At 66.3% G+C, this 17,728-nt stretch carries 20 protein-coding genes and 1 pseudogene; 9 read left to right on the forward strand and 12 right to left on the reverse strand.

From position 1 onward, the window contains the following. Positions 1 to 162: 162 nt before the first annotated feature. The gene (gene arsM / locus AC5Y42_RS18395; RefSeq protein ID WP_499900025.1) at positions 163 to 945 is read right to left on the reverse strand and encodes an arsenite methyltransferase; all 783 of its coding nucleotides are present in this window, start codon (positions 943 to 945) and stop codon (positions 163 to 165) included. An 88-nt stretch (positions 946 to 1,033) separates the two neighbouring features. Between arsM and AC5Y42_RS18400 the strand changes: the two genes are divergently transcribed. Next, positions 1,034 to 1,417: an ArsR/SmtB family transcription factor gene (locus tag AC5Y42_RS18400; RefSeq protein ID WP_499900026.1), complete on the forward strand. Its 384-nt coding sequence runs from the start codon at positions 1,034 to 1,036 to the stop codon at positions 1,415 to 1,417. A 74-nt stretch (positions 1,418 to 1,491) separates the two neighbouring features. On the opposite strand, the gene brnA is transcribed toward AC5Y42_RS18400, so the two are convergent. Continuing rightward, positions 1,492 to 1,779 (reverse strand): type II toxin-antitoxin system BrnA family antitoxin, encoded by a 288-nt coding sequence (gene brnA / locus AC5Y42_RS18405; protein ID WP_499900027.1) that lies wholly within the window; start codon positions 1,777 to 1,779, stop codon positions 1,492 to 1,494. 267 nt (positions 1,780 to 2,046) lie between these two features. Between brnA and AC5Y42_RS18410 the strand changes: the two genes are divergently transcribed. The 3 genes from AC5Y42_RS18410 to AC5Y42_RS18420 all read left to right on the forward strand — a co-directional run bounded on the left by AC5Y42_RS18410 (position 2,047) and on the right by AC5Y42_RS18420 (position 3,604). Continuing rightward, on the forward strand, positions 2,047 to 2,493 hold the full coding sequence (locus AC5Y42_RS18410; RefSeq protein WP_499900028.1) for a helix-turn-helix transcriptional regulator: 447 nt from the start codon (positions 2,047 to 2,049) through the stop codon (positions 2,491 to 2,493). A 5-nt stretch (positions 2,494 to 2,498) separates the two neighbouring features. Further along, a complete protein-coding gene (locus AC5Y42_RS18415; RefSeq protein ID WP_499900029.1) occupies positions 2,499 to 2,918 on the forward strand; it encodes a VOC family protein in 420 nt (139 codons plus the stop codon). 215 nt (positions 2,919 to 3,133) lie between these two features. Further along, positions 3,134 to 3,604 carry a VOC family protein gene (locus AC5Y42_RS18420; protein ID WP_499900030.1) on the forward strand — a complete coding sequence of 157 codons (471 nt, stop codon included), beginning with the start codon at positions 3,134 to 3,136 and terminating at the stop codon, positions 3,602 to 3,604. 24 nt (positions 3,605 to 3,628) lie between these two features. Here AC5Y42_RS18420 and AC5Y42_RS18425 read toward each other — a convergent pair whose 3' ends face one another. Further along, positions 3,629 to 4,600, reverse strand: a complete 972-nt coding sequence (locus tag AC5Y42_RS18425; protein WP_499900031.1) for an enoyl-CoA hydratase/isomerase family protein — start codon at positions 4,598 to 4,600, stop codon at positions 3,629 to 3,631. Between the two features lie 115 nt (positions 4,601 to 4,715). Here AC5Y42_RS18425 and AC5Y42_RS18430 point away from each other — a divergent pair, with 115 nt between their 5' ends. Further along, positions 4,716 to 5,651 (forward strand): D-2-hydroxyacid dehydrogenase family protein, encoded by a 936-nt coding sequence (locus tag AC5Y42_RS18430; RefSeq protein WP_499900032.1) that lies wholly within the window; start codon positions 4,716 to 4,718, stop codon positions 5,649 to 5,651. Between the two features lie 84 nt (positions 5,652 to 5,735). Here the strand turns inward: AC5Y42_RS18430 and AC5Y42_RS18435 are convergent. Both AC5Y42_RS18435 and AC5Y42_RS18440 read right to left on the reverse strand, forming a co-directional pair. Continuing rightward, positions 5,736 to 6,353: pseudogene (locus tag AC5Y42_RS18435) on the reverse strand (phosphatase PAP2 family protein); the annotation flags it as partial. Positions 6,354 to 6,854: 501 nt separating this feature from the next. Then, a complete protein-coding gene (locus AC5Y42_RS18440) occupies positions 6,855 to 8,393 on the reverse strand; it encodes an ATP-dependent DNA ligase (RefSeq protein WP_499900033.1) in 1,539 nt (512 codons plus the stop codon). A gap of 87 nt (positions 8,394 to 8,480) precedes the next feature. Between AC5Y42_RS18440 and AC5Y42_RS18445 the strand changes: the two genes are divergently transcribed. Together AC5Y42_RS18445 and AC5Y42_RS18450 are read left to right on the forward strand one after the other, a co-directional pair. Continuing rightward, complete coding sequence (locus tag AC5Y42_RS18445; protein ID WP_499900034.1) at positions 8,481 to 9,239, forward strand: SDR family NAD(P)-dependent oxidoreductase; 759 nt, start codon at positions 8,481 to 8,483, stop codon at positions 9,237 to 9,239. A 138-nt stretch (positions 9,240 to 9,377) separates the two neighbouring features. Beyond that, on the forward strand, positions 9,378 to 11,543 hold the full coding sequence (locus AC5Y42_RS18450) for an acyl-CoA dehydrogenase family protein (RefSeq protein ID WP_499900035.1): 2,166 nt from the start codon (positions 9,378 to 9,380) through the stop codon (positions 11,541 to 11,543). A 70-nt stretch (positions 11,544 to 11,613) separates the two neighbouring features. Here the strand turns inward: AC5Y42_RS18450 and AC5Y42_RS18455 are convergent, their stop codons facing one another. Then, entirely contained in the window at positions 11,614 to 11,958 is a 345-nt protein-coding gene (locus tag AC5Y42_RS18455) for a Zn-ribbon domain-containing OB-fold protein (RefSeq protein ID WP_499900036.1), read from the reverse strand. 50 nt (positions 11,959 to 12,008) lie between these two features. Here AC5Y42_RS18455 and AC5Y42_RS18460 point away from each other — a divergent pair, with 50 nt between their 5' ends. Both AC5Y42_RS18460 and AC5Y42_RS18465 read left to right on the forward strand, forming a co-directional pair. Next, complete coding sequence (locus AC5Y42_RS18460; protein ID WP_499900037.1) at positions 12,009 to 13,184, forward strand: thiolase family protein; 1,176 nt, start codon at positions 12,009 to 12,011, stop codon at positions 13,182 to 13,184. Positions 13,185 to 13,280: 96 nt separating this feature from the next. Beyond that, a complete protein-coding gene (locus AC5Y42_RS18465; protein ID WP_499900038.1) occupies positions 13,281 to 14,237 on the forward strand; it encodes an anti-sigma factor RsbA family regulatory protein in 957 nt (318 codons plus the stop codon). Here the strand turns inward: AC5Y42_RS18465 and AC5Y42_RS18470 are convergent. Genes AC5Y42_RS18470 through AC5Y42_RS18495 form a run of 6 tightly spaced genes read right to left on the reverse strand, consistent with a single transcriptional unit; the run spans position 14,230 to position 17,726 of the window. Further along, positions 14,230 to 14,487: a HypC/HybG/HupF family hydrogenase formation chaperone gene (locus AC5Y42_RS18470; RefSeq protein WP_499900039.1), complete on the reverse strand. Its 258-nt coding sequence runs from the start codon at positions 14,485 to 14,487 to the stop codon at positions 14,230 to 14,232. The genes AC5Y42_RS18465 and AC5Y42_RS18470 overlap by 8 nt on opposite strands. Positions 14,488 to 14,490: 3 nt before the next feature. Continuing rightward, positions 14,491 to 14,982, reverse strand: coding sequence for a hydrogenase maturation protease (locus tag AC5Y42_RS18475; RefSeq protein ID WP_499900040.1), 492 nt, complete (start codon positions 14,980 to 14,982; stop codon positions 14,491 to 14,493). Positions 14,983 to 14,999: 17 nt separating this feature from the next. Continuing rightward, entirely contained in the window at positions 15,000 to 15,119 is a 120-nt protein-coding gene (locus AC5Y42_RS18480; protein WP_499900041.1) for a DUF6893 family small protein, read from the reverse strand. Further along, positions 15,107 to 16,465: a hypothetical protein gene (locus AC5Y42_RS18485; protein WP_499900042.1), complete on the reverse strand. Its 1,359-nt coding sequence runs from the start codon at positions 16,463 to 16,465 to the stop codon at positions 15,107 to 15,109. The genes AC5Y42_RS18480 and AC5Y42_RS18485 overlap by 13 nt, the downstream gene beginning before the upstream one ends. Further along, positions 16,462 to 17,103: a DUF6084 family protein gene (locus AC5Y42_RS18490; RefSeq protein ID WP_499900043.1), complete on the reverse strand. Its 642-nt coding sequence runs from the start codon at positions 17,101 to 17,103 to the stop codon at positions 16,462 to 16,464. The genes AC5Y42_RS18485 and AC5Y42_RS18490 overlap by 4 nt, the downstream gene beginning before the upstream one ends. Next, entirely contained in the window at positions 17,100 to 17,726 is a 627-nt protein-coding gene (locus tag AC5Y42_RS18495; RefSeq protein WP_499900044.1) for a DUF5947 family protein, read from the reverse strand. The genes AC5Y42_RS18490 and AC5Y42_RS18495 overlap by 4 nt, the downstream gene beginning before the upstream one ends. Between the last annotated feature and the right edge of the window lie 2 nt (positions 17,727 to 17,728).

The raw sequence follows: 17,728 nt of genomic DNA on the forward strand, positions 1-17,728 counted from the left end.
TCAGGCTGCGGTGTGGTCGCCGTGGTCGAGTTTTTCGGCGATCCAGACCTTGATGAGTGACTGGGGTGATTCCGAGCCGGGTGGCTTCGCGGTCGAGTTCGGCGCTTCGCGCGGGAAGGGTCAACGTAAAGTATGGTTCCGGCGTGGTGGCGCGATTTAGCTCTATGTGGCTGGCTTAGTCGCACGGATGATCGCGCCATGCATCCCTTCGGCGACTTCGTGGGTGAATGTGACTGATGCATCGGTGAATCCGGCTGCGGCCAGCCCGTCGAGGTACTCCTGCTGGGACAGCGCTCCGGCAATGCAACCGACGTAGGAGCCGCGCTCGGCCCGTTGAGCGGCGCTGAGGTGGTCTTCGGCGACGACATCGGAGATCCCAATCCGCCCACCGGGAACTAGCACGCGGAACATCTCGGTGAGCACCGCCGACTTGTCGGCCGACAGGTTGATCACACAGTTGGAGATCACCACGTCGACAGCGCCATCGGGCAGCGGGATGTCTTCGATGGTGCCCTTGTGGAACTCGACATTGGTGGCGCCGGCCTTGGTCTTGTTCGCCTCGGCCAGTGCGAGCATCTCGTCGGTCATATCGACGCCATAAGCGAACCCCTCCGGCCCCACCCGGCGCGCCGAAAGCAGCACGTCGATCCCGCCGCCGGAGCCCAGGTCGAGTACGCGTTCGCCAGGGTGCAACTCGGCGACCGCGGTCGGGTTACCGCAACCCAAGCTCGCCGCAACGGCCTCGGCCGGTAACTGGGAGTGCTCGTCGGCGTCGTAGAGACCCGCGCCGAAGATGGTGCCGACGTCGACCGAATCGCTCGACCCGCAGCAGCTCGCTGCGGTGAGCACATCGCTGTTGGTGGCGCCGCTGGTAATTGCGGTGGCCGCAGCGCCGTAGCGTTCGCGGACCTCGTCGCGCAGCTCGCCGTCCGCGGTATCGGCCATTCTGATGCTCCTTCCATCGACAGATGTCTATGCGACTAAGAGTGCCCCATCCATCGACGTCTGTCAATGTGTCTGTCATACTGTGGTCATGCCCGCGACGACGGCGTCCTCAGCCGAGCGCGGTGGCTCGCTGCTCGTGAGCGATCTCAACGCATGTTGCAGCCCGATTACCGGCGCGGTGCTCGACGCGGCGGCGGCAGAGCGGCTGGCCGCCGTACTCAAAGCGCTGGCCGAACCGACACGGCTGCGACTGGTGTCGCTGATCGCCGGCCATGAGGGCGCCGAGGCGTGTGTGTGCGACTTGACCGCCCCGGTTGGACTGTCCCAGCCGACGGTGTCACACCATCTCAAGGTCCTGGTGGAAGCCGGTCTGCTGGAACGAGCACAGCGCGGCAAATGGGCGTACTACCGGTTAGTGCCTGCCGCCCTCGATTCGCTGGCGGCGGTGTTTGTCCGCGCCGGCCAGCGCTGAGAAGCAAGAGTGATCCGGACCTGTCTCGCGTCCAGCGATCTCTCGGTGCGAATGGTCAAGCGGCCCTGGGTGTCTCACCAACAATCACTATCGAGACAATCGAGACGCCGGATAGCGCAGGTTCGGTCGGGCTGCGCTGTGGTCGCCGTGGTCGAGTTTTTCGGCGATCCAGACCTTGATGAGTGACTGGTTAGTGACTCCGAGCCGGGTGGCTTCGCGTCGAGTTCGGCGACCATCCGTGCTGGGAAGTCGACGTTTACGCGCCGGTGTTCCTCGTCGGGCCGCCGCGCCCGTGCGGTATCCAAAGCGGCGGCCATGTCCTCGCCGGCGTCGAACCGCTTGTCGAACTCTTTAGCCTTCATAGATCGCCACCTCGCTTTCCCGGGAGCGGCGTACCGAGATGCGGTGCGTATCCCCCCAATGGACTGCGCAGCAGGTCGGCGCCCTCAGCCACGACGGAGTCGATCGCGGCACTGCGGGTGTCGAAGACGACAACGTGATGTCCCGGCGGCGACAAGTCGGCGCGCTATCGCAGATCGTCCGTCCCGCCGCCCAAGTTGACCACGTGGGACGAGCAGACACGCCGGCGATGCTGGGCAACTCCCGTGCGGCGTGGCACGATTTCGCAGGTGTCCAGCCGACCGGCGCCGCAGCGCTTGCGCGACTTCAAACTGCTGCGTCGCGTCCGCGACAGGATGGACCGGGACTACGCGCAGGCGCTGGACGTCGAGGCGCTCGCCCGTGGGGTGAACATGTCGGTCGGGCACCTGTCCCGTCAATTCAAGATCGCCTACGGCGAGTCGCCCTACTCCTACCTGATGACGCGGCGCATCGAGCGCGCCATGGCGCTGCTGCGCCGTGGCGACATGAGCGTCACCGACGTCTGTTTCGCCGTGGGTTGCGCCTCGCTGGGCACCTTCAGTACTCGCTTCACCGAGTTGGTCGGGATGCCGCCCAGTGCGTACCAGGAGCGGACTGCCGGTGCGACGGCAGGGCTACCGTCATGCGTGGAGAAGCAGGTGACCAAACCGATCAGGAATCGAGAAGCGCCCAGCACCAACCTGCACTTAGCGTGAGCGCCATGGACATCACCATTCACTCGAGCTTTCTCCCGCACGAAGACCCGGAAGAATCCCTGGCGTTTTACCGCGACATTCTGGGCTTCGAGGTTCGCCTTGACGTTGGAGGCGGCACGATGCGCTGGATCACGGTTGGCCCACCGGGGCAGGACACATCCATCGTGCTGTACCCGCCGGCCGCCACCCCCGGCCTCACCGACGACGAGCGTCGCACCATCGCCGAGATGATGGCCAAGGGCAGCTACGGCACACTGCTTTTGGCAACCAAGGATCTCGACGGCACCTTCGAGCGGCTGCAGGCCGGCTTGAAAAACGGCCAAGCCGAGGTGGTTCAGGAGCCGACGGAGCAGCCCTACGGTGTTCGCGACTGCGCGCTCCGTGATCCCGCCGGCAACATGGTCCGCATCCAAGGGTTGCGCTAAACGCGTGGGCCAGACCATAAAGGCGGACCCGCGTTCGTCTGCGGACAGCTGTGAAAGGAGGCAGGCTCTATCGAGCCTGCGGTCAGCGCGTGCTTTTTCGACTTGGCGTGACCGCCACCGCAGTCTCGATGCCGTCATCGCAGGCTCGCCGCGGTAGAGGAATTCGGCTCGCTGCAGTTGACCTGAAGTGCAGTTGAGGTCATAGCGTCAACGTCGTGAAGCCACAACCACCTTCGGCCTGGCCCCACCAGTTGGCCTCGATCGGCGCGATCCGTATCGCGCGCCGCTCAGCCAATTTCGAACCGACCGTCCAGTTTTACCGCGACCTCGTCGGGCTGCCGTTATCGGCAACCTTCGCCGACAGCTACGGCAGCACCGGGGCGGTATTCGGACTACCCGGGTCGGCGCTCACCTTCGAGATCGTCGAAGCGACCGAACCTGTCGCGGTCGACGACCATGAGCAACTGTGCCTGTACTTTCCCGACGCGGCGACGCAACGCGAAGCGACGGAACGCCTGCGGACGGCGGGGATGCAGCCGGTGGAGTCGCACCCGTACTGGGCGGCAACCGGAGCGGTCACCTACCGTGATCCCGACGGCCGCGAGGTGGTGTTCGCGCCCTTCGTATTCGGAGTCAACGAGCCCGCGGAAGGCGGTGCCTCGGGCCAACACTGGACCGCGCCCTAAAGCTCGACATGCACGCGCCCGCCATCAAGGTTTGCTGCGTCCCGAGCGACTCAGCCGCCACTCCGGCGGGAAATTCATGTCGTTGTCCTTTACGACGTTGTTCAGGCCCTTGTTGAAGGTGCCCTCAGTGAGGTCGACCTCGTTGTCCTGGTCGTTTTGAATCAGCGGCAGCATGCCTTCCACCATGCCGGTCAACAGGCTGCCGAAGTACTCGCCTTTGTGCTGCTTGTAGAGCTCCAGGAACGTCTTCTGCACCGCGACCGTGTCCGTGGGGCGAGAGCGCGAGCAGGCCATCGCATACTTCAGCGTTTCCTCTTCGAGCTTCTCGCGGGGCACGACGCTGTTGATGAACCCGCACTCATACATTTCCTTCGCACTGAAAGGCCGTCCGGTGAAGAGCATTTCGGAAAACTTCCGCAGACCCATGGTTTCCGCCCACCACCACAGCCGCGGCCCCCAGCCCACATAGCGAAAAGCCGGATGGCCGAACAGGGCGTCATCGGAGGAGACGACCAGGTCGGCGTCGCCGGCCTGATAGAAGTGCCAGCCATAGCAGTAGCCCTTGGCCTCGATGATGCTGATCTTGCGGAGTTCCTGCAGCGGGCGGTTGCCGGCCGGCGCCTTGGCGTAGAAGTCGGTGACGGTGGACAGATAGCGGTAAGAGCCCCCCGGCGGGTACTTGACGTTGTCGTCGTTGATCGCGAGCTCGTGAAGCAGTGGCATACCGGGGTTTTCCAGCATGTCCCGCTGCTCGGGCAGGTCGCCGCCGCTGCCGAAATCCTCTCCCTCGCCGCGGATCACGACAACCTTGACGTCGTCGTCGACATTGCATTTGTGGATCAGGTCGGCATAGTTCTGCCGCATGCCAAGCGTGGTGGAGTTCTGCGCATCGGGACGGTCGAAGGTGATGTAGGCGATCCGGTTCTTGACGTCCTTCTCGAACTTGATGAAGGGCTCGGCATCCTTCTTCATTCGTTCGTAGTCGTACTCAGGCATAAGGGGCTCCCATCCGTGCGCGGTGTCGCCGCCAGTGTGTCAGCGTCGGACCGCGTTGGGGCAATTTGTACTTTCCGCTTAAAGGAACGGCGATGCGGTATGCGACATTGGCACGATGAAGGTCGCGATCCTCGACGATTACCAGAACGTCGCGCTGAGCATGGCCGACTGGTCGCAGGTGGCCGCCCGCGCCGACATCACCGTGTTCACCGATCACCAGGCCGATCACGACGCCGTGGTTGAGCGGCTTGCCCCGTTCGACGTGGTGTTCGTGATGCGCGAGCGCACCGCGTTGCCGCGCAGCATCATCGAACGGCTGCCGAACCTGAAGATGATCGCCTCGACCGGTCCGTTCAACGCCGCCATCGACGTCGCGGCCGCCACGGAGCGCGGCATCCACGTCAGCACGACCGGCGGATACCTGGAATCCACCGTCGAGCTGACCTGGGCGCTCATTCTTGCCGCCGCGCGCCGCATCGTGGACGAGTCCGTGTCGGTACGCGGCGGCGGGTGGCAGACCTCAGTCGGTCGCCAACTGGGCGGAACTGTGTTGGGCGTGCTGGGCCTGGGCCGGATCGGCAGCCGGGTTGCGCGGGTCGGCGCGGCATTCGGTATGGACGTCATCGCCTGGAGCACCAACCTGACGCCGGACGCCGCCGAACACGCCGGGGCGACCTACGTCGGCAAAGAGGAGTTGTTCCGTCGCGCCGACGTGCTGACCATCCACCTGGTGCTCAGCGAGCGCAGCCGCGGTCTGGTGGGCGCCGGCGAACTGGCGTTGATGAAACCGACCGCGCTGCTAGTCAACACCTCGCGCGGACCCATCGTCGACGAGACGGCGCTGATCGACGCGTTGCGCTCCCACCGGCTCGCCGGGGCCGGACTCGACGTCTTCGACGCCGAGCCGCTGCCGGTCCGGCACCCCCTGCGCTCGCTGGACACCGTCGTCGCCACCCCCCATATCGGCTATGTCGCCGACCGGGTCTATCAGACCTTCTTCGGCGAGGCGGCCGCCAAGATCGCCGGCTGGCTCGACGACGTCACGAGCTGAGCGTCGGCGCCGCCAGCGCGCCTCGAGACGACCGATCGCCCACAATACGATCGCGGCCAGTGCCCAGCCCAGCAGGATGTCGATCACATAGTGCTCGGCCGAATACACCAGCGTGAACGCCATCGTCAGCACGTATGCCACCAGCAGCGGACGCCACCACGACCGGACGCGGCGCCACAGAAACACCGCGATCATCGCCGACAGTGCGGCATGCAGCGACGGGATGGCCGCCACCAGGTTCACGCTGGCCTGCCCGGAGTCGAGCAAGGCCCGCGCTGAGTGCAAATGCAGCGTGCCCCAGCCCCGGCTGGAGATCCGTTCCACAAACGGGTGGGCACCGTGGTGGCTGGTGCGCATGGGGCCCAGCAACCCGCCGTCGGGCACCCCCGCGGGGCTTCGGAACATGCACCGTGGGTTGGATGGGCCGTCGGCGATCTGGTCGGCGGTGCAGCGCGCGGCCGCCCACGGCGGCGCCGACGGCACCAGCACGTAGACGATCAGAGCGGCAAACGACAGCCCGATGAATCGGCGGGCGAACGCTGCCCAGTCGTCTCGGTTGCGCAGCCACAACAGCCCGGCGATCACGTACGGCAGGATGAAAAACGACATGTAGACGGCGCTGATGACCACCTCCCACCACGGCGGTTGGGCCAGCTTGAGCTGTTCCTGCAGCCACACTGTCGGCACCACCCCGAAGAACATCCATCGGTCCACGTCTACTTGGGGCTGCCAAAGAGTGGGCGTCCCAACGAACGTGGCCGCATGGCGGCTGAGGTCATACAGCAGCAGAAAAAGCGCGAACGGCAGCCAGTCGCGCACGACGGCAAAAGCCCGACGGGGACGACCGATACTTGCCGCGATCAGCCCGGTGGCGATGTAGAGCAGCAGCAGTTCGCGGTTGAACGCGAGCCCCTCCGTCACCGTCCGGTACACCACAACGGCGGCCCATACCGCGATTGCAGCGCGTCGGATGAAGGTGAGCCGCCGCTCGCGCGGTGTGACGGCAGCACCGCGCGCGGCGGCCGGTTGCCTCTCGCCTGTGAGCACCTGGACCTTTCAATCGGGGGTCGTTACTGACACCGGGGGCAATCCTTCCGGTGTTTCGCCGTCCTACATAGTCGCATTCTGCTGGGGATCTGGTCACCGGCGCGTCGATTGCTCTAAACGCGCTGTTTCCCGGTGCCTCCGGCCGAGTGTTCGGCCTTAGTGCTGCTGCTCATAGAGGGCGCGCACGGTGTCGATGGTGTCGGCGTCGGTCGGCCCCTTGTCGTGGCGGTAGCGCAACACCCGGGCGAACCGCAGCGCCAGGCCGCCGGGATAGCGCGACGAGCGCTGCAGCCCGTCGAAAGCGATCTCGACCACCTGCTCGGGGTGCAATTGCACCAGGTAGCCGTCTGTGCCGCCGACGGCCAGTTCGGTAAACCGCGCGGTCTGCCAGTCCAGCATGGCGTCGGTCATGCCTTTGAACGTCTTGCCTAGCATCACGTAGCCGCCGGCCGGATCCCGCGCGCCGAGATGGATGTTGGACAGCTTGCCGCGGCGGCGTCCCGACCCCCATTCGACGGCCAGCACCACCAGGTCGAGGGTGTGCACCGGCTTGACCTTCAGCCAGCCTGCGCCGCGGCGGCCGGCCGCATAGGGTGCCGTCAACGATTTGGCCATCACCCCTTCGTGGCCGGCGGCCAGCGTCGCCGCCAGGAAGTCGGCGGCGGCCGCCGGCGCGGCGGTGACCAGCCGATCGACTTGGTTTTGGGCAGGCGCGATCTCGTCGAGGACGGCCAACCGGTCGGTGGTCGGCGCGTCGAGCAGGTCGACGCCGTCGCAGTGCAACACGTCGAAGAAGAACACCGACAGCGGCACAGCGGCGCGGGCCGCCGCGACATCGCCGGATCGGCCGAAGCGCGACCCGGTGACCTGAAAGGGCTGCGGCCGGTTGTCCGGCCGCAGTGCGATCGCCTCGCCGTCGACGATAAGGTCGGTGACCGGTAGCGCCAGCGTCGCCTCGACCACCTCGGGGAGCCTGGCGGTGATGTCGTCGAGACTGCGGGTGTAGACCGTGACCTGATCGCCGGCGCGGTGGATCTGCACTCGCGCGCCGTCCAGCTTTGCCTCGAAAATAGCTGTGCCACCGAGTTTTTCGAGTGCTTGGCCGACGCCGGTCGCGGTTTGGGCCAGCATCGGCCCGACCGGCCGCCCCACTTGCAGGGTGAACGCGTCCAGTGCGGCCGCGCCACCGGCCAGGCCCGCCGCCGCTACCGCGGGCAGATCCCCGCCCAGCATCGCGGCTCGGCGCACCACCGCCGCCGGGATCTGCCCCGCCGCCGCCACCGCGTCGACCATGATTCCGGCCAGTGCACCTTGGCGCAGCTCACCGGTCAGCAGTCGGCGCAGAAACGACTGCTCGGTGTCGGTAGCGGCGGAGAACAGTGCGGCGACGTGTTTTGCGCGTCGGGTCTGCGAGCCGGTGCCGGACAATGCGCCGATCGCCGAGAACGCCGCGTCGACGTCGCGCACGGTCAAACTCGGGTGTGTCGCGGCCGGTGGCAGCGAACGCAGGCTGGCCCAGCCCACCCCGATCTGGCGCTGCGGTAATTCGCCGGAAAGCCAGGACACCACGATCGCGACGGGTTGCGGGTCGGATTTTGTCTGGATGAGCAGGTCGGCGATCCGCGTGATCTTGGCCCGCCGCGCAGAAGCGCCGCCCACGTCGACCCAGGCGGCCGCCACGTCGATCAGCAGCACAGCCCAGCTTTACACGCCTGGCCGACAACGTCACGCACGGCCGCGATAACGTGCTGGACACAAGAGCTGTCAAACACGGAGGTTTGCATGGAGATCAACGGCAAGAAGGTGGTCGTCATCGGCGGCGCCTCGGGCATGGGACGGGCCACCGCCGAACTGCTGGCCGAGCGTGGGGCCAGCGTCGCGGTATTCGACCGCGAAGGCTCGGACGGCAAGGACGTCGCGACCGCCATCAACGGCACGTTCTACCCGGTGGACGTGACCGACTTTGCCGGCACCGAAGAGACGTTGCAGACCGCCGTCGATGCGCTGGGCGGTCTGCACGTGATCGTGACGACGGCCGGCGGCGGTATCGCCAAGCGGACGATGTCCAAGTCCGGCCCGCACGATCTCGAATCCTTTCAGTCGGTGATCGATCTCAACCTCATCGCCACCTTCAACATCAGCCGGTTGGCGGCGAGCCACATGAGCAAAAACGAACCCGAGGACGAAGAGCGCGGCGTCATCGTCAACACCGCGTCGATCGCGGCGTTCGAGGGCCAGATCGGGCAGGTGGCCTACACCGCAGCCAAGGCGGGCATCGCGGGCATGTGCCTGACCATGGCGCGCGATCTCGGATCGCTGGGCATCCGGGTGCTGGCGATCGCGCCGAGCCTGTTCGCGACCGGGCTGACCAAGGGCATTCCGGACGAGTACGCCACCGCGCTGACCAAAGACGCGGCGTTCCCGAAGCGCTTAGGCCGGCCCGATGAGTACGCCAAGCTGGTCGCGGCCATCGTCGACAACCCGATGCTCAACGGCCAGTGCCTGCGGCTGGACGCCGGGCAGCGCTTCGCCCCGAAGTGATGCCGTAACCATTAACCCGCGAAACAGAAGCCACGGTCGTGATTGCGACCTCGACTACAGCCCTGGCTTCTGTTTCGCGGTCAAACCGCCTGTGAGTACGCTTCTTGCACCGCCTGCAACGACGAGGAGGGCCCTCGAATGGGTATCGCACTGACCGACGACCATCGCGAACTCGCCGAGGTGGCCCGCGCGTTTTTGACCTCACAGAAGGCCCGTTGGGCGGCGCGGTCGCTGCTCGATGCGCCCGAGGAGGCCCGTCCGCCGTTCTGGCAAGACCTCGTCGAACTCGGTTGGCTGGGCCTGCATATCGACGAGGAGCACGGCGGCTCGGGATACGGATTGCCCGAATTGGTGGTGGTGATCGAGGAACTCGGCCGGGCAGTGGCGCCCGGGCCGTTCGTGCCGACCGTCATCGCCTCAGCGGTCATCGCCAACGAAGGCAGCACGGAGCAGAAGGGCCGGCTGTTGCCGGGGCTGATCGACGGCACGGTCACCGCCGGTATCGGACTGGGTGGTGAGGTCGCCGTCGACGGGGGAGTCGCCACCGGCGACGCCGGAATCGTGCTGGGCGCCGGGCTGGCCGAGCTGTTGGTGATCGCGGTCGGCGACGACGTGCTGGTGCTGGACCGCGGCCGCGACGGCATATCGGTCCAGGTGCCCGACAACCTCGATCCCACCCGGCGCTCGGGACGGGTCAAGCTGCAGAACGTCAGCGTTACCGACGACGACATCCTGTCGACGGGAAGGGAATCGCTGCTGGCGCGGGCCCGGACGCTGCTGGCGGCGGAGGCGGCCGGCGGGGCGTCGGATTGCCTGGACGCCGCGGTCGACTACGCCAAGGTGCGCCAGCAGTTCGGCCGCACCATCGCCACTTTCCAAGCGGTCAAGCACCACTGCGCGAACATGCTGGTGGGTTCCGAGTCGGCGACGGCGGCGGTGTGGGATGCCTCCCGCGCGGCCGGCGAAGACGAAGAGCAGTTCCGGTTGATCGCCGCGGTCGCGGCGGCGCTGGCGTTCCCGGCCTATGCGCGCAACGCCGAACTGAACATTCAGGTGCACGGCGGAATCGGTTTCACCTGGGAGCATGACGCGCACCTGCATCTGCGCCGGGCGATGACGTCCCGCGCGCTTTTCGGCGGCGACGTACCCGCGCAGGATGTCTTCGATCGCACCGCGGCCGGTGTTACCCGGGCCAACAGCCTGGACCTGCCGGATGAAGCCGAAGAGCTGCGCGGTCAGATCCGTGCCGACGCCGCCGAGATCGCTGCGTTGGCCGCAGATGCGCAGCGCGACAAGCTGATCGCCACCGGCTACGTGATGCCGCATTGGCCCAAACCTTGGGGTCGCGCCGCGGATGCGGTGGCGCAACTGGTGATCGAGGAGGAGTTCACCGCAGCGGCTATCAAGCGGCCGGACTACTCGATCACCGGCTGGGTCATCCTGACCTTGATCCAGCACGGAACTCCTTCGCAGATCGAAAGATTCGTCGAGAAGGCGTTGCGCCAGGACGAGGTGTGGTGTCAGTTGTTCTCCGAGCCCGATGCCGGGTCGGACGCGGCTGCGGTCAAGACCCGCGCCACCCGCGTCGACGGCGGCTGGAAGATCAACGGGCAGAAGGTGTGGACCAGCGGCGCGCACTACTGCCGTCGCGGCCTGGCCACCGTGCGCACCGATCCCGACGCGTCCAAGCACGCCGGCATCACCACGGTGATCATCGACATGAAGGCTCCCGGGGTTGAGGTCCGCCCGCTGCGTCAGATCACCGGCGGCTCGGATTTCAACGAGGTGTTCTTCAACGACGTGTTTGTCGCCGACGAGGACGTCGTCGGCGAGCCGAACACCGGCTGGACCGTAGCCCGCGCGACGTTGGGCAATGAGCGGGTCAGCATCGGCGGCGGCGGTTCGTACTATGCGGGCCTTGCCGGACAGTTGGTGCAGCTGGCGGGGCAGTACGCAGATCGCTTGGCCGGGGCCAGCGTTCGCGTCGGCGCCTTCCTGGCCGAAGAACACGCACTGCGGCTGCTGAACCTGCGCCGCGCCGCCCGCAGTATCGAAGGCGCAGGCCCCGGCCCCGAAGGCAACATCACCAAACTCACGCTGGCCGAGCACATGGGCGAGGGCGGCGCCATCGCCGCAGCTCTGCTGGGGCCCGAAATCGCCCTAGGTGATGGGCCAGGCGCGCTGGTCAGCCGGCTGGTGATGGGTGCCCGCGGCATGGCCATCGCCGGCGGCACGTCCGAAGTCACCCGCAATCAGATCGCCGAGCGGATTCTCGGCATGCCCCGCGATCCGCTGATCAAGTAGACCTGGGCCCGCGAGCGTAACGCCAGTGCGAAGGAATCAGCGAAATCTCGCAGTGGCGTTACGCTCGCGGTCAATGCGTGGCAACCGGGGCGAACACCGGCGTCGCTCCCTCGAACCGGGCTTCGACCGGTATGCCGCATACAACTGAATCAGGCTCGCAGTCAACGATATTGGCGGCCAGCCGAAGTCCCTGCTGTTCGGCCAGTTCGACGATCGCGATCACATAAGGAGTCGGGATGTCGGGGTTATACGGATGGAAGTTGACGGTGAAGGTGAACACCGTGCCGCGTCCCGACACCGGACGGGCCACCAGCGGGCTGTCACAGCCCGGGCAGGACTTGGCCGGCGGATGAACCCAACGGACACATGTGTCGCAATGCTCGATGAGCAACTGCGACTTCGGTTCTGCGGTCACCGGCAATACAGTACGCTCTGTTGGACTTGCGGCGCGGACGGACGGTTCTGATGCGACACTTCGAGAAGGATGCGATCTTTTCCGGTGTCGGGATTTCGCGAATCGGGCGCCGTACCGGCATCCCTTCGCTCGAGCTCACCCTCGAGGCGGTGCATGCGGCTATCGCTGACGCGGGGCTGAGCGCCACCGACATTGACGGCATCGCCACCCTCGGTGATACGCCGGTGCCCGACGTCGCCACGGCGCTGGGTGTCGAACCCGTTGACTATAGTTCCGGTTTCGGCGCTGCCGGGCTGCTGACCCCGGTCACGTCGGCGTGTCGTGCGGTTGCCGAGAAGCAGAGCAGGCACGTGCTGGTCTATCGCACAGTCCAAATGATCGGTGGCTCGGTGCCGGCGGCGCCGACGTCGGACTCTTCGCCGTCGGCACAGCAGTCGCCGAACGAACAACCCAGTATCGGCGGGATGGACGATATCGTCGAACTCATTGCCGCCCATGCTTACTCGGCTGCGAACTGGCTGGCATTGAATTGCCGGCGGCACATGCAACTCTACGGAACCACCAAGGAGCAGCTGGGCTGGTTGGCGATCAACAGCCGACGCTACGCGGCGTTGAATCCCCTTGCGGTGTACCGCGACCCGCTGACCATGGCCGACTACCTTGCAGCGCGCCCGGTTTCGGCACCGTTCGGGTTGTTGGACTGCGACGTCCCGGTCGACGGGTCGATCGCGGTGCTCGTCTCGGCTGCCGATTACGCTCGCGACTGCCCGAATCCAGCAGTGGCGGTGGAGGCCGTCGGCGGGTCCGACGGTGCCGGTGGCTGGTTTCACCGCCCGGACTACCCGAAGATGGCATCCAGCGACGCGGCGGCGCAGATGTGGTCGCGCACCGACCTGACGCCGTCGGATCTCGACCTCGCCGAGTTGTACGACGGCTTCACCTTTCTCACGCTGGCGTGGCTGGAGGCGTTGGGCATCTGCGGTGACGGCGAGGCCGGTCCGTTCGTCGAGGGTGCCGAGCGGATCGCACGCGACGGCATGCTGCCGCTGAACACCTACGGCGGCCAACTCTCGGCGGGCCGCATGCACGGCTACTGGGTGCTGCATGAAGCGTGTTTGCAACTGCGCGGTCAGGCCGGCGACCGGCAGGTGCCGCGGCGGCCGGAAGTCGCGGTGGTCGCCGCGGGCGGTGGTCCGATCGCCGGGTGCATGTTATTGACCTGCTGAGTTGCGCGGGCACGGCGATGGCTGTCGGGTAACCCGCAGCTGGCCGCGTAGTATCAGGTCGGGTTGGGCTGCTGGCGTCGCGATCAAGGGGCGATTATGCGTGAGAGACGCGCCGAGCCGACTGGCTTGGTGCACTCGGCGCTGTTCTACCGATCCGAGCAGGAGTACCTCGACGCAGTGGTGCCCTTCGTACTCGAGGGGCTACGGATGGAAGAACCGGTATTAGTCGCGGTGCCCGTCAATAATCTGGCGTTGTTGCACGACGCCTTGGGTGAGGCGTCGACGGAGGTGGCCCTGGCAGACATAGCCGAGGTCGGACGCAACCCGGCGCAGATCCTCGGGTTGGAAGGTGCCTTCCTCGAGAAGCATCCCGGTCGCCCGGTGCGAATGGTCGGCGAAGTGGTGTGGCCCACCCGCACTGACGACGAGTACCCCGGCTGTGTCCAGCATGAGGCGTTGGTCAATACCGCGTTTGCCGGACACGACATGACAGGGCTATGCCCGTACGACGCCAGCCGTCTAGACGAGGATGTGCTGGCCGACGCCCGCACAACCCATCCGCTGTTATGGGAAAACGGAACAACGGATCGCAGCGCCGAATACCGGCCGGACGACGCGTTTGCCCGCTACAACCAGCCGCTACCGACGGATGCCGGCGCAGCCGTTTATACGGTGCGAAACCTGGCGGATCTCATCGGCGCGCGTACCTTCGCCAGCCGCTATGCGGAGTGGCTGGGGCTGTCGATAGACAGCGTTACCAACCTGCAGTTGACGGTTACCGAGCTGGCAACCAACAGTCTGCAACACGCCAAAAGCCATTGCCGACTGGCGTTCTGGCAGCACAACGGCCATCTCGTTTGTCAGGCACGCGATCGTGGGCGGCTTGACGACCCGCTGGCCGGGCGTCGCCTGCCACCCGGCAACGCCATCACCGGCCGTGGATTGTTTCTGGTGAACACCATCGCGGATCTCGTCCGCACCCACGCCGCCGAGGCGGGCACCACTATCCAGGCGTACTTTCGGCTGACGCCGTCGCCGGGGATGGTCAACTGAGGCTGTCGGGCTCGATGCGGCCGCGGCCCATCAATTCCAGACCGGCCATCGCCGCGTCGGCGCCGGCCTTGTCGGTCTTCTCCACCACAAAGCCCATGTGGATGATGACCCAGTCGCCCGGGGTGAACGTCTCCTCGGGCAGCATGCCGACATTGACCCGGCGGTTCTCACCGGCGACGTCGACCAGCGCAAGTTGGCCACTGTAGCCGTCGAGCATCTGCACGACTTGACCCGGAATCCCCAGACACATCAGTCAAACCTCCCGTAGCTCCGCCTCGGCGCGCAACATCGCCACCGCTGATTCGACCGCTCTCACCGCGTCGGGGACAGCCGCCAGAACCGGGTCGGACAGGCCGATCCCCTCACCGACGTCGGCGACTTCGCATCCGACGACGACAGTCCGTGGCGGAACTCCGCCCAGGGCCCGCAGACTGGCGAACACCGTCGCCGGATCCATGCTGTGCGCGTCGAGACCTACTGGGGTATCCCGCGATTCGTGCTCGGCTTCGAAGAAGTGCACCGTCCCGGGGGCTCCCCGGTCGGGCACCGCGTCGACGAGCACTAGGGCGTCCCAATCCTCCAGCAGGTCATAGGCCAGGTGCATCCCGCCGATGCCGTAATCGGTGGCGCGCAACCCATCCGATCCGGTAAACCGCTCGCACGTATGACGCAACACCTCGGGACCGAAGCCGTCGTCGCCGAGAAAGATGTTGCCGATGCCGGCGATCAGGATGCGGGACGCCATAAACCTAGCTACTCACGTTACATGTGCCGAATCTTGAGGTAGCGCCGAGCGTCTGGGACCGACCGAAGCCCCAATCCCAGTGCTATGAGGGCGATCAGCGCCAGGATGCCGATGAACACCCATCCTACGATTTCCATGTCGAATCCCTTTCTGTGCTGGTGTGTTGAGCTGCGAGCGGCTCGACTTCGTCGGGCGCGAAGTACAAATAGCGGCCGTACCAGTCGTGCAGGTCGGCTGCCGGGTCGTCCTCGACCACCACGCCCACATGCTGGTTGCCGTCGACGTCCTCATGCACGGAAGTGACCCGAGCGGTCTTGCCGGAGAAGAACAAATCCTGTGCGTCGGCGCGACGCGACGGGTGCAGCCGGACCCGACTTCCGCGCGCCACCCGGACACCGTCGACCAGGACTGCGTCGATGTCGGGGCGAACGGCAGTGTCGGCCAGGGGATCCCACCATTGGACGCCGTCGGGTATCTCCGGGATCAGGTCCGGATCACCGAGCTGCGGGTCGCGCAGCACGCCGTGCAACCGCTGCATCGCCTCGGGAGACATTGCATCGCATCGGTCGATGAGCTGGGCCGCCCGCGGATCGGTGGCCCGGGCCTGTGCTTTCTCCTCGGCGGTCATGGTCATCACCCGCAGGGTCAGGATCTCGTCGATCTCGGTGGAATCGTAGAGTGCACCCTCACTCTGCTCGGCGACCTCGGGATGGTCGTAGAGAATGATCGGCGACACCAGCAGCAGATCGGATTCGCCGGGCGGTCCGGCCAGCACCGGGAAGCAGCGGTGCTGTCGGCAGCTAGCCGCTGCGGCCGCTGCGGGCTCGGGCGGTTCCAGCAATGAAACAAACGCGCCGCCAACGGCTTCAGCGATGACGTGAGTACCGATCAGTGACCGGGCGATGGCATCGGTTTTGTCGGTCGCCGCCGCGCCGGTGTTGCTCAGTGTGAGTGTGACGCGGTGGACGTTGCCGTCGCGCTCGACGCTGACGGTCAACGACGCGCACACCGGCTGGCGGGTGCGCACCAGCCTGCCGCCGTCGACGGGTTGGACATCGGTGCCCGACGGCGCCTCCACCGGCCGCGTCCACTGCCCGAAAGAAGCGCGGTCGCCGATGTCGAAAGGGCCGAACGGCAACTCGACTTCGACGGCCTCGTCCCAGGACAGCCATGTCGCCGAAGACGTGGTCAGCTCGTCGACCGACTGGTAGTGCCGGTTGCCGATGTCACGCTCGGCGCCGCGGTGCTGCAGTTGCAGGAAACGCACCACCAGTGTGAGACTGTCGACGCCATCGAGGAGGAACTGTGCCGAGAGGCTGTCGTCCTCGCCAATGCCGGCGTCGGCTGCCCCGGGGGGGCCGAGAACGCCCCACTGCCAACGTGATTGGTTCTTGCTCGACGACGCGCGGTACGGGTAGAGCAGGTAACCTTCGTAGAGCACCGCATCGGCGACGGTGCGGGCGCGGCCCCAGTTCGCGCTCATCGGACTTCCTCGCGCGTCGCGTCCAGCAGAGCAGTGACTGCCTCGTCGAGGCTCAGCAGCCCGCGCCCGGACTTGTACTCGGCCAGCGCTGCCACCGTGTCGTGGTCAAGACGTACCCATCCACTGGTGGGGTAGTGCTGGCGCATCAGATCGCGCCACACCGAGACCGGCATCGCGTAGCGGTCTTCGCAATCCCACGGCACCTGCTGCACCGAGAATCCGCGCTGGCCCGCCATGAACACTGTTCCGCTGAACAGGAATTGCAGCGGCAGCACACCATCACGTAATGCGTGCAGGTATTTGGCGGCGACCACCTCGAAGTCATACGTACACTCCAGCGGGAGCGCTACCGTGGCGGCGCCGGCGAACCCCGCTACCATCGCCGCGCAGTGCTGCCACAGAAACGTGTGCTGGGTGGTCGCCCAGCGTTCCCGCGGCCCGAACAAATCGACCAGTCCGGCGGCCTCCTCGTCGGTGTAGCCGCGCCGCAGCGGGTCAATCCGGATCTGGCAGCGCAGCGCGATCGCGTGCACCGGTTCGTCTCCGGTGGCCGAAACCGCGACGTGGGCCGTCAGCACCGGGGTCAGCGCGTACGGTTCCGGGGCGATGTCGACGACGGTGAACGACAGCCCGGTCATAATCGCCGCTCGTCACTGCGGGCGGCCAAGGTCACGAAGAAGTCGTCGATGAACGCGCGGGCCTCCTGCCCACCGTCGAAGCCGCGCCACAACGTGCGTAAGCCGCCGACGAATTCGTAGCAGGCGTCGATCGGCACCAGATAGCACGCGGGTTGACCGGTTTCGGGGACACGCACCAGCAGCGCCTCGACGTCGTCGGCGAGCAGGCCGACCCTGGGTTCGGCGGCGCTGATGGCGCCCCAGGCCTGCAGGTCCAATTCGGATTCACAGGCGCCGGCGGGTCCCGGGTAGAAGGCGACGGTGCGTTCCAGCGCCGAGTTACGGAAGAAGAACGCCAGCCCGACCGGGATCTGCAATGTCTCCCAGGTGCGGCGATCCAACGCGAATTCGGGGAAGGCCAGATATCGATCCGGCACCGCACGGTAGCGCAGCTCCGCATTGCTGTCGGTGAACAGCAGATAACAACCCCGGCAAACGCACATCAGTTGGCGCCCTGCCATATTCACCACATGCTGGTGGGTGTCGGCGATGGCTTCGGAGCACATTTCGCAGCGTTGCCCGGCGGGCTGCGGGGCACGCCGGTTGCCGGTGACGCGGGAGAGCACGTCGTACGGGCTAGTCACTT

This window comes from Mycobacterium sp. NGS48 (assembly GCF_059812585.1).

Coding starts and splice junctions, on each gene's coding strand:
- arsM (WP_499900025.1), bottom strand. CDS start 945: ATGGCCGATACCGCGGACGGCGAGCTGCGCGACGAGGTCCGCGAACGC.
- AC5Y42_RS18490 (WP_499900043.1), bottom strand. CDS start 17,103: ATGACCGGGCTGTCGTTCACCGTCGTCGACATCGCCCCGGAACCGTAC.
- AC5Y42_RS18460 (WP_499900037.1), top strand. CDS start 12,009: ATGCGACACTTCGAGAAGGATGCGATCTTTTCCGGTGTCGGGATTTCG.
- AC5Y42_RS18415 (WP_499900029.1), top strand. CDS start 2,499: ATGGACATCACCATTCACTCGAGCTTTCTCCCGCACGAAGACCCGGAA.
- AC5Y42_RS18425 (WP_499900031.1), bottom strand. CDS start 4,600: ATGCCTGAGTACGACTACGAACGAATGAAGAAGGATGCCGAGCCCTTC.
- brnA (WP_499900027.1), bottom strand. CDS start 1,779: ATGAAGGCTAAAGAGTTCGACAAGCGGTTCGACGCCGGCGAGGACATG.
- AC5Y42_RS18485 (WP_499900042.1), bottom strand. CDS start 16,465: ATGAGCGCGAACTGGGGCCGCGCCCGCACCGTCGCCGATGCGGTGCTC.
- AC5Y42_RS18470 (WP_499900039.1), bottom strand. CDS start 14,487: ATGTGTCTGGGGATTCCGGGTCAAGTCGTGCAGATGCTCGACGGCTAC.
- AC5Y42_RS18445 (WP_499900034.1), top strand. CDS start 8,481: ATGGAGATCAACGGCAAGAAGGTGGTCGTCATCGGCGGCGCCTCGGGC.
- AC5Y42_RS18480 (WP_499900041.1), bottom strand. CDS start 15,119: ATGGAAATCGTAGGATGGGTGTTCATCGGCATCCTGGCGCTGATCGCC.
- AC5Y42_RS18430 (WP_499900032.1), top strand. CDS start 4,716: ATGAAGGTCGCGATCCTCGACGATTACCAGAACGTCGCGCTGAGCATG.
- AC5Y42_RS18465 (WP_499900038.1), top strand. CDS start 13,281: ATGCGTGAGAGACGCGCCGAGCCGACTGGCTTGGTGCACTCGGCGCTG.
- AC5Y42_RS18475 (WP_499900040.1), bottom strand. CDS start 14,982: ATGGCGTCCCGCATCCTGATCGCCGGCATCGGCAACATCTTTCTCGGC.
- AC5Y42_RS18450 (WP_499900035.1), top strand. CDS start 9,378: ATGGGTATCGCACTGACCGACGACCATCGCGAACTCGCCGAGGTGGCC.
- AC5Y42_RS18400 (WP_499900026.1), top strand. CDS start 1,034: ATGCCCGCGACGACGGCGTCCTCAGCCGAGCGCGGTGGCTCGCTGCTC.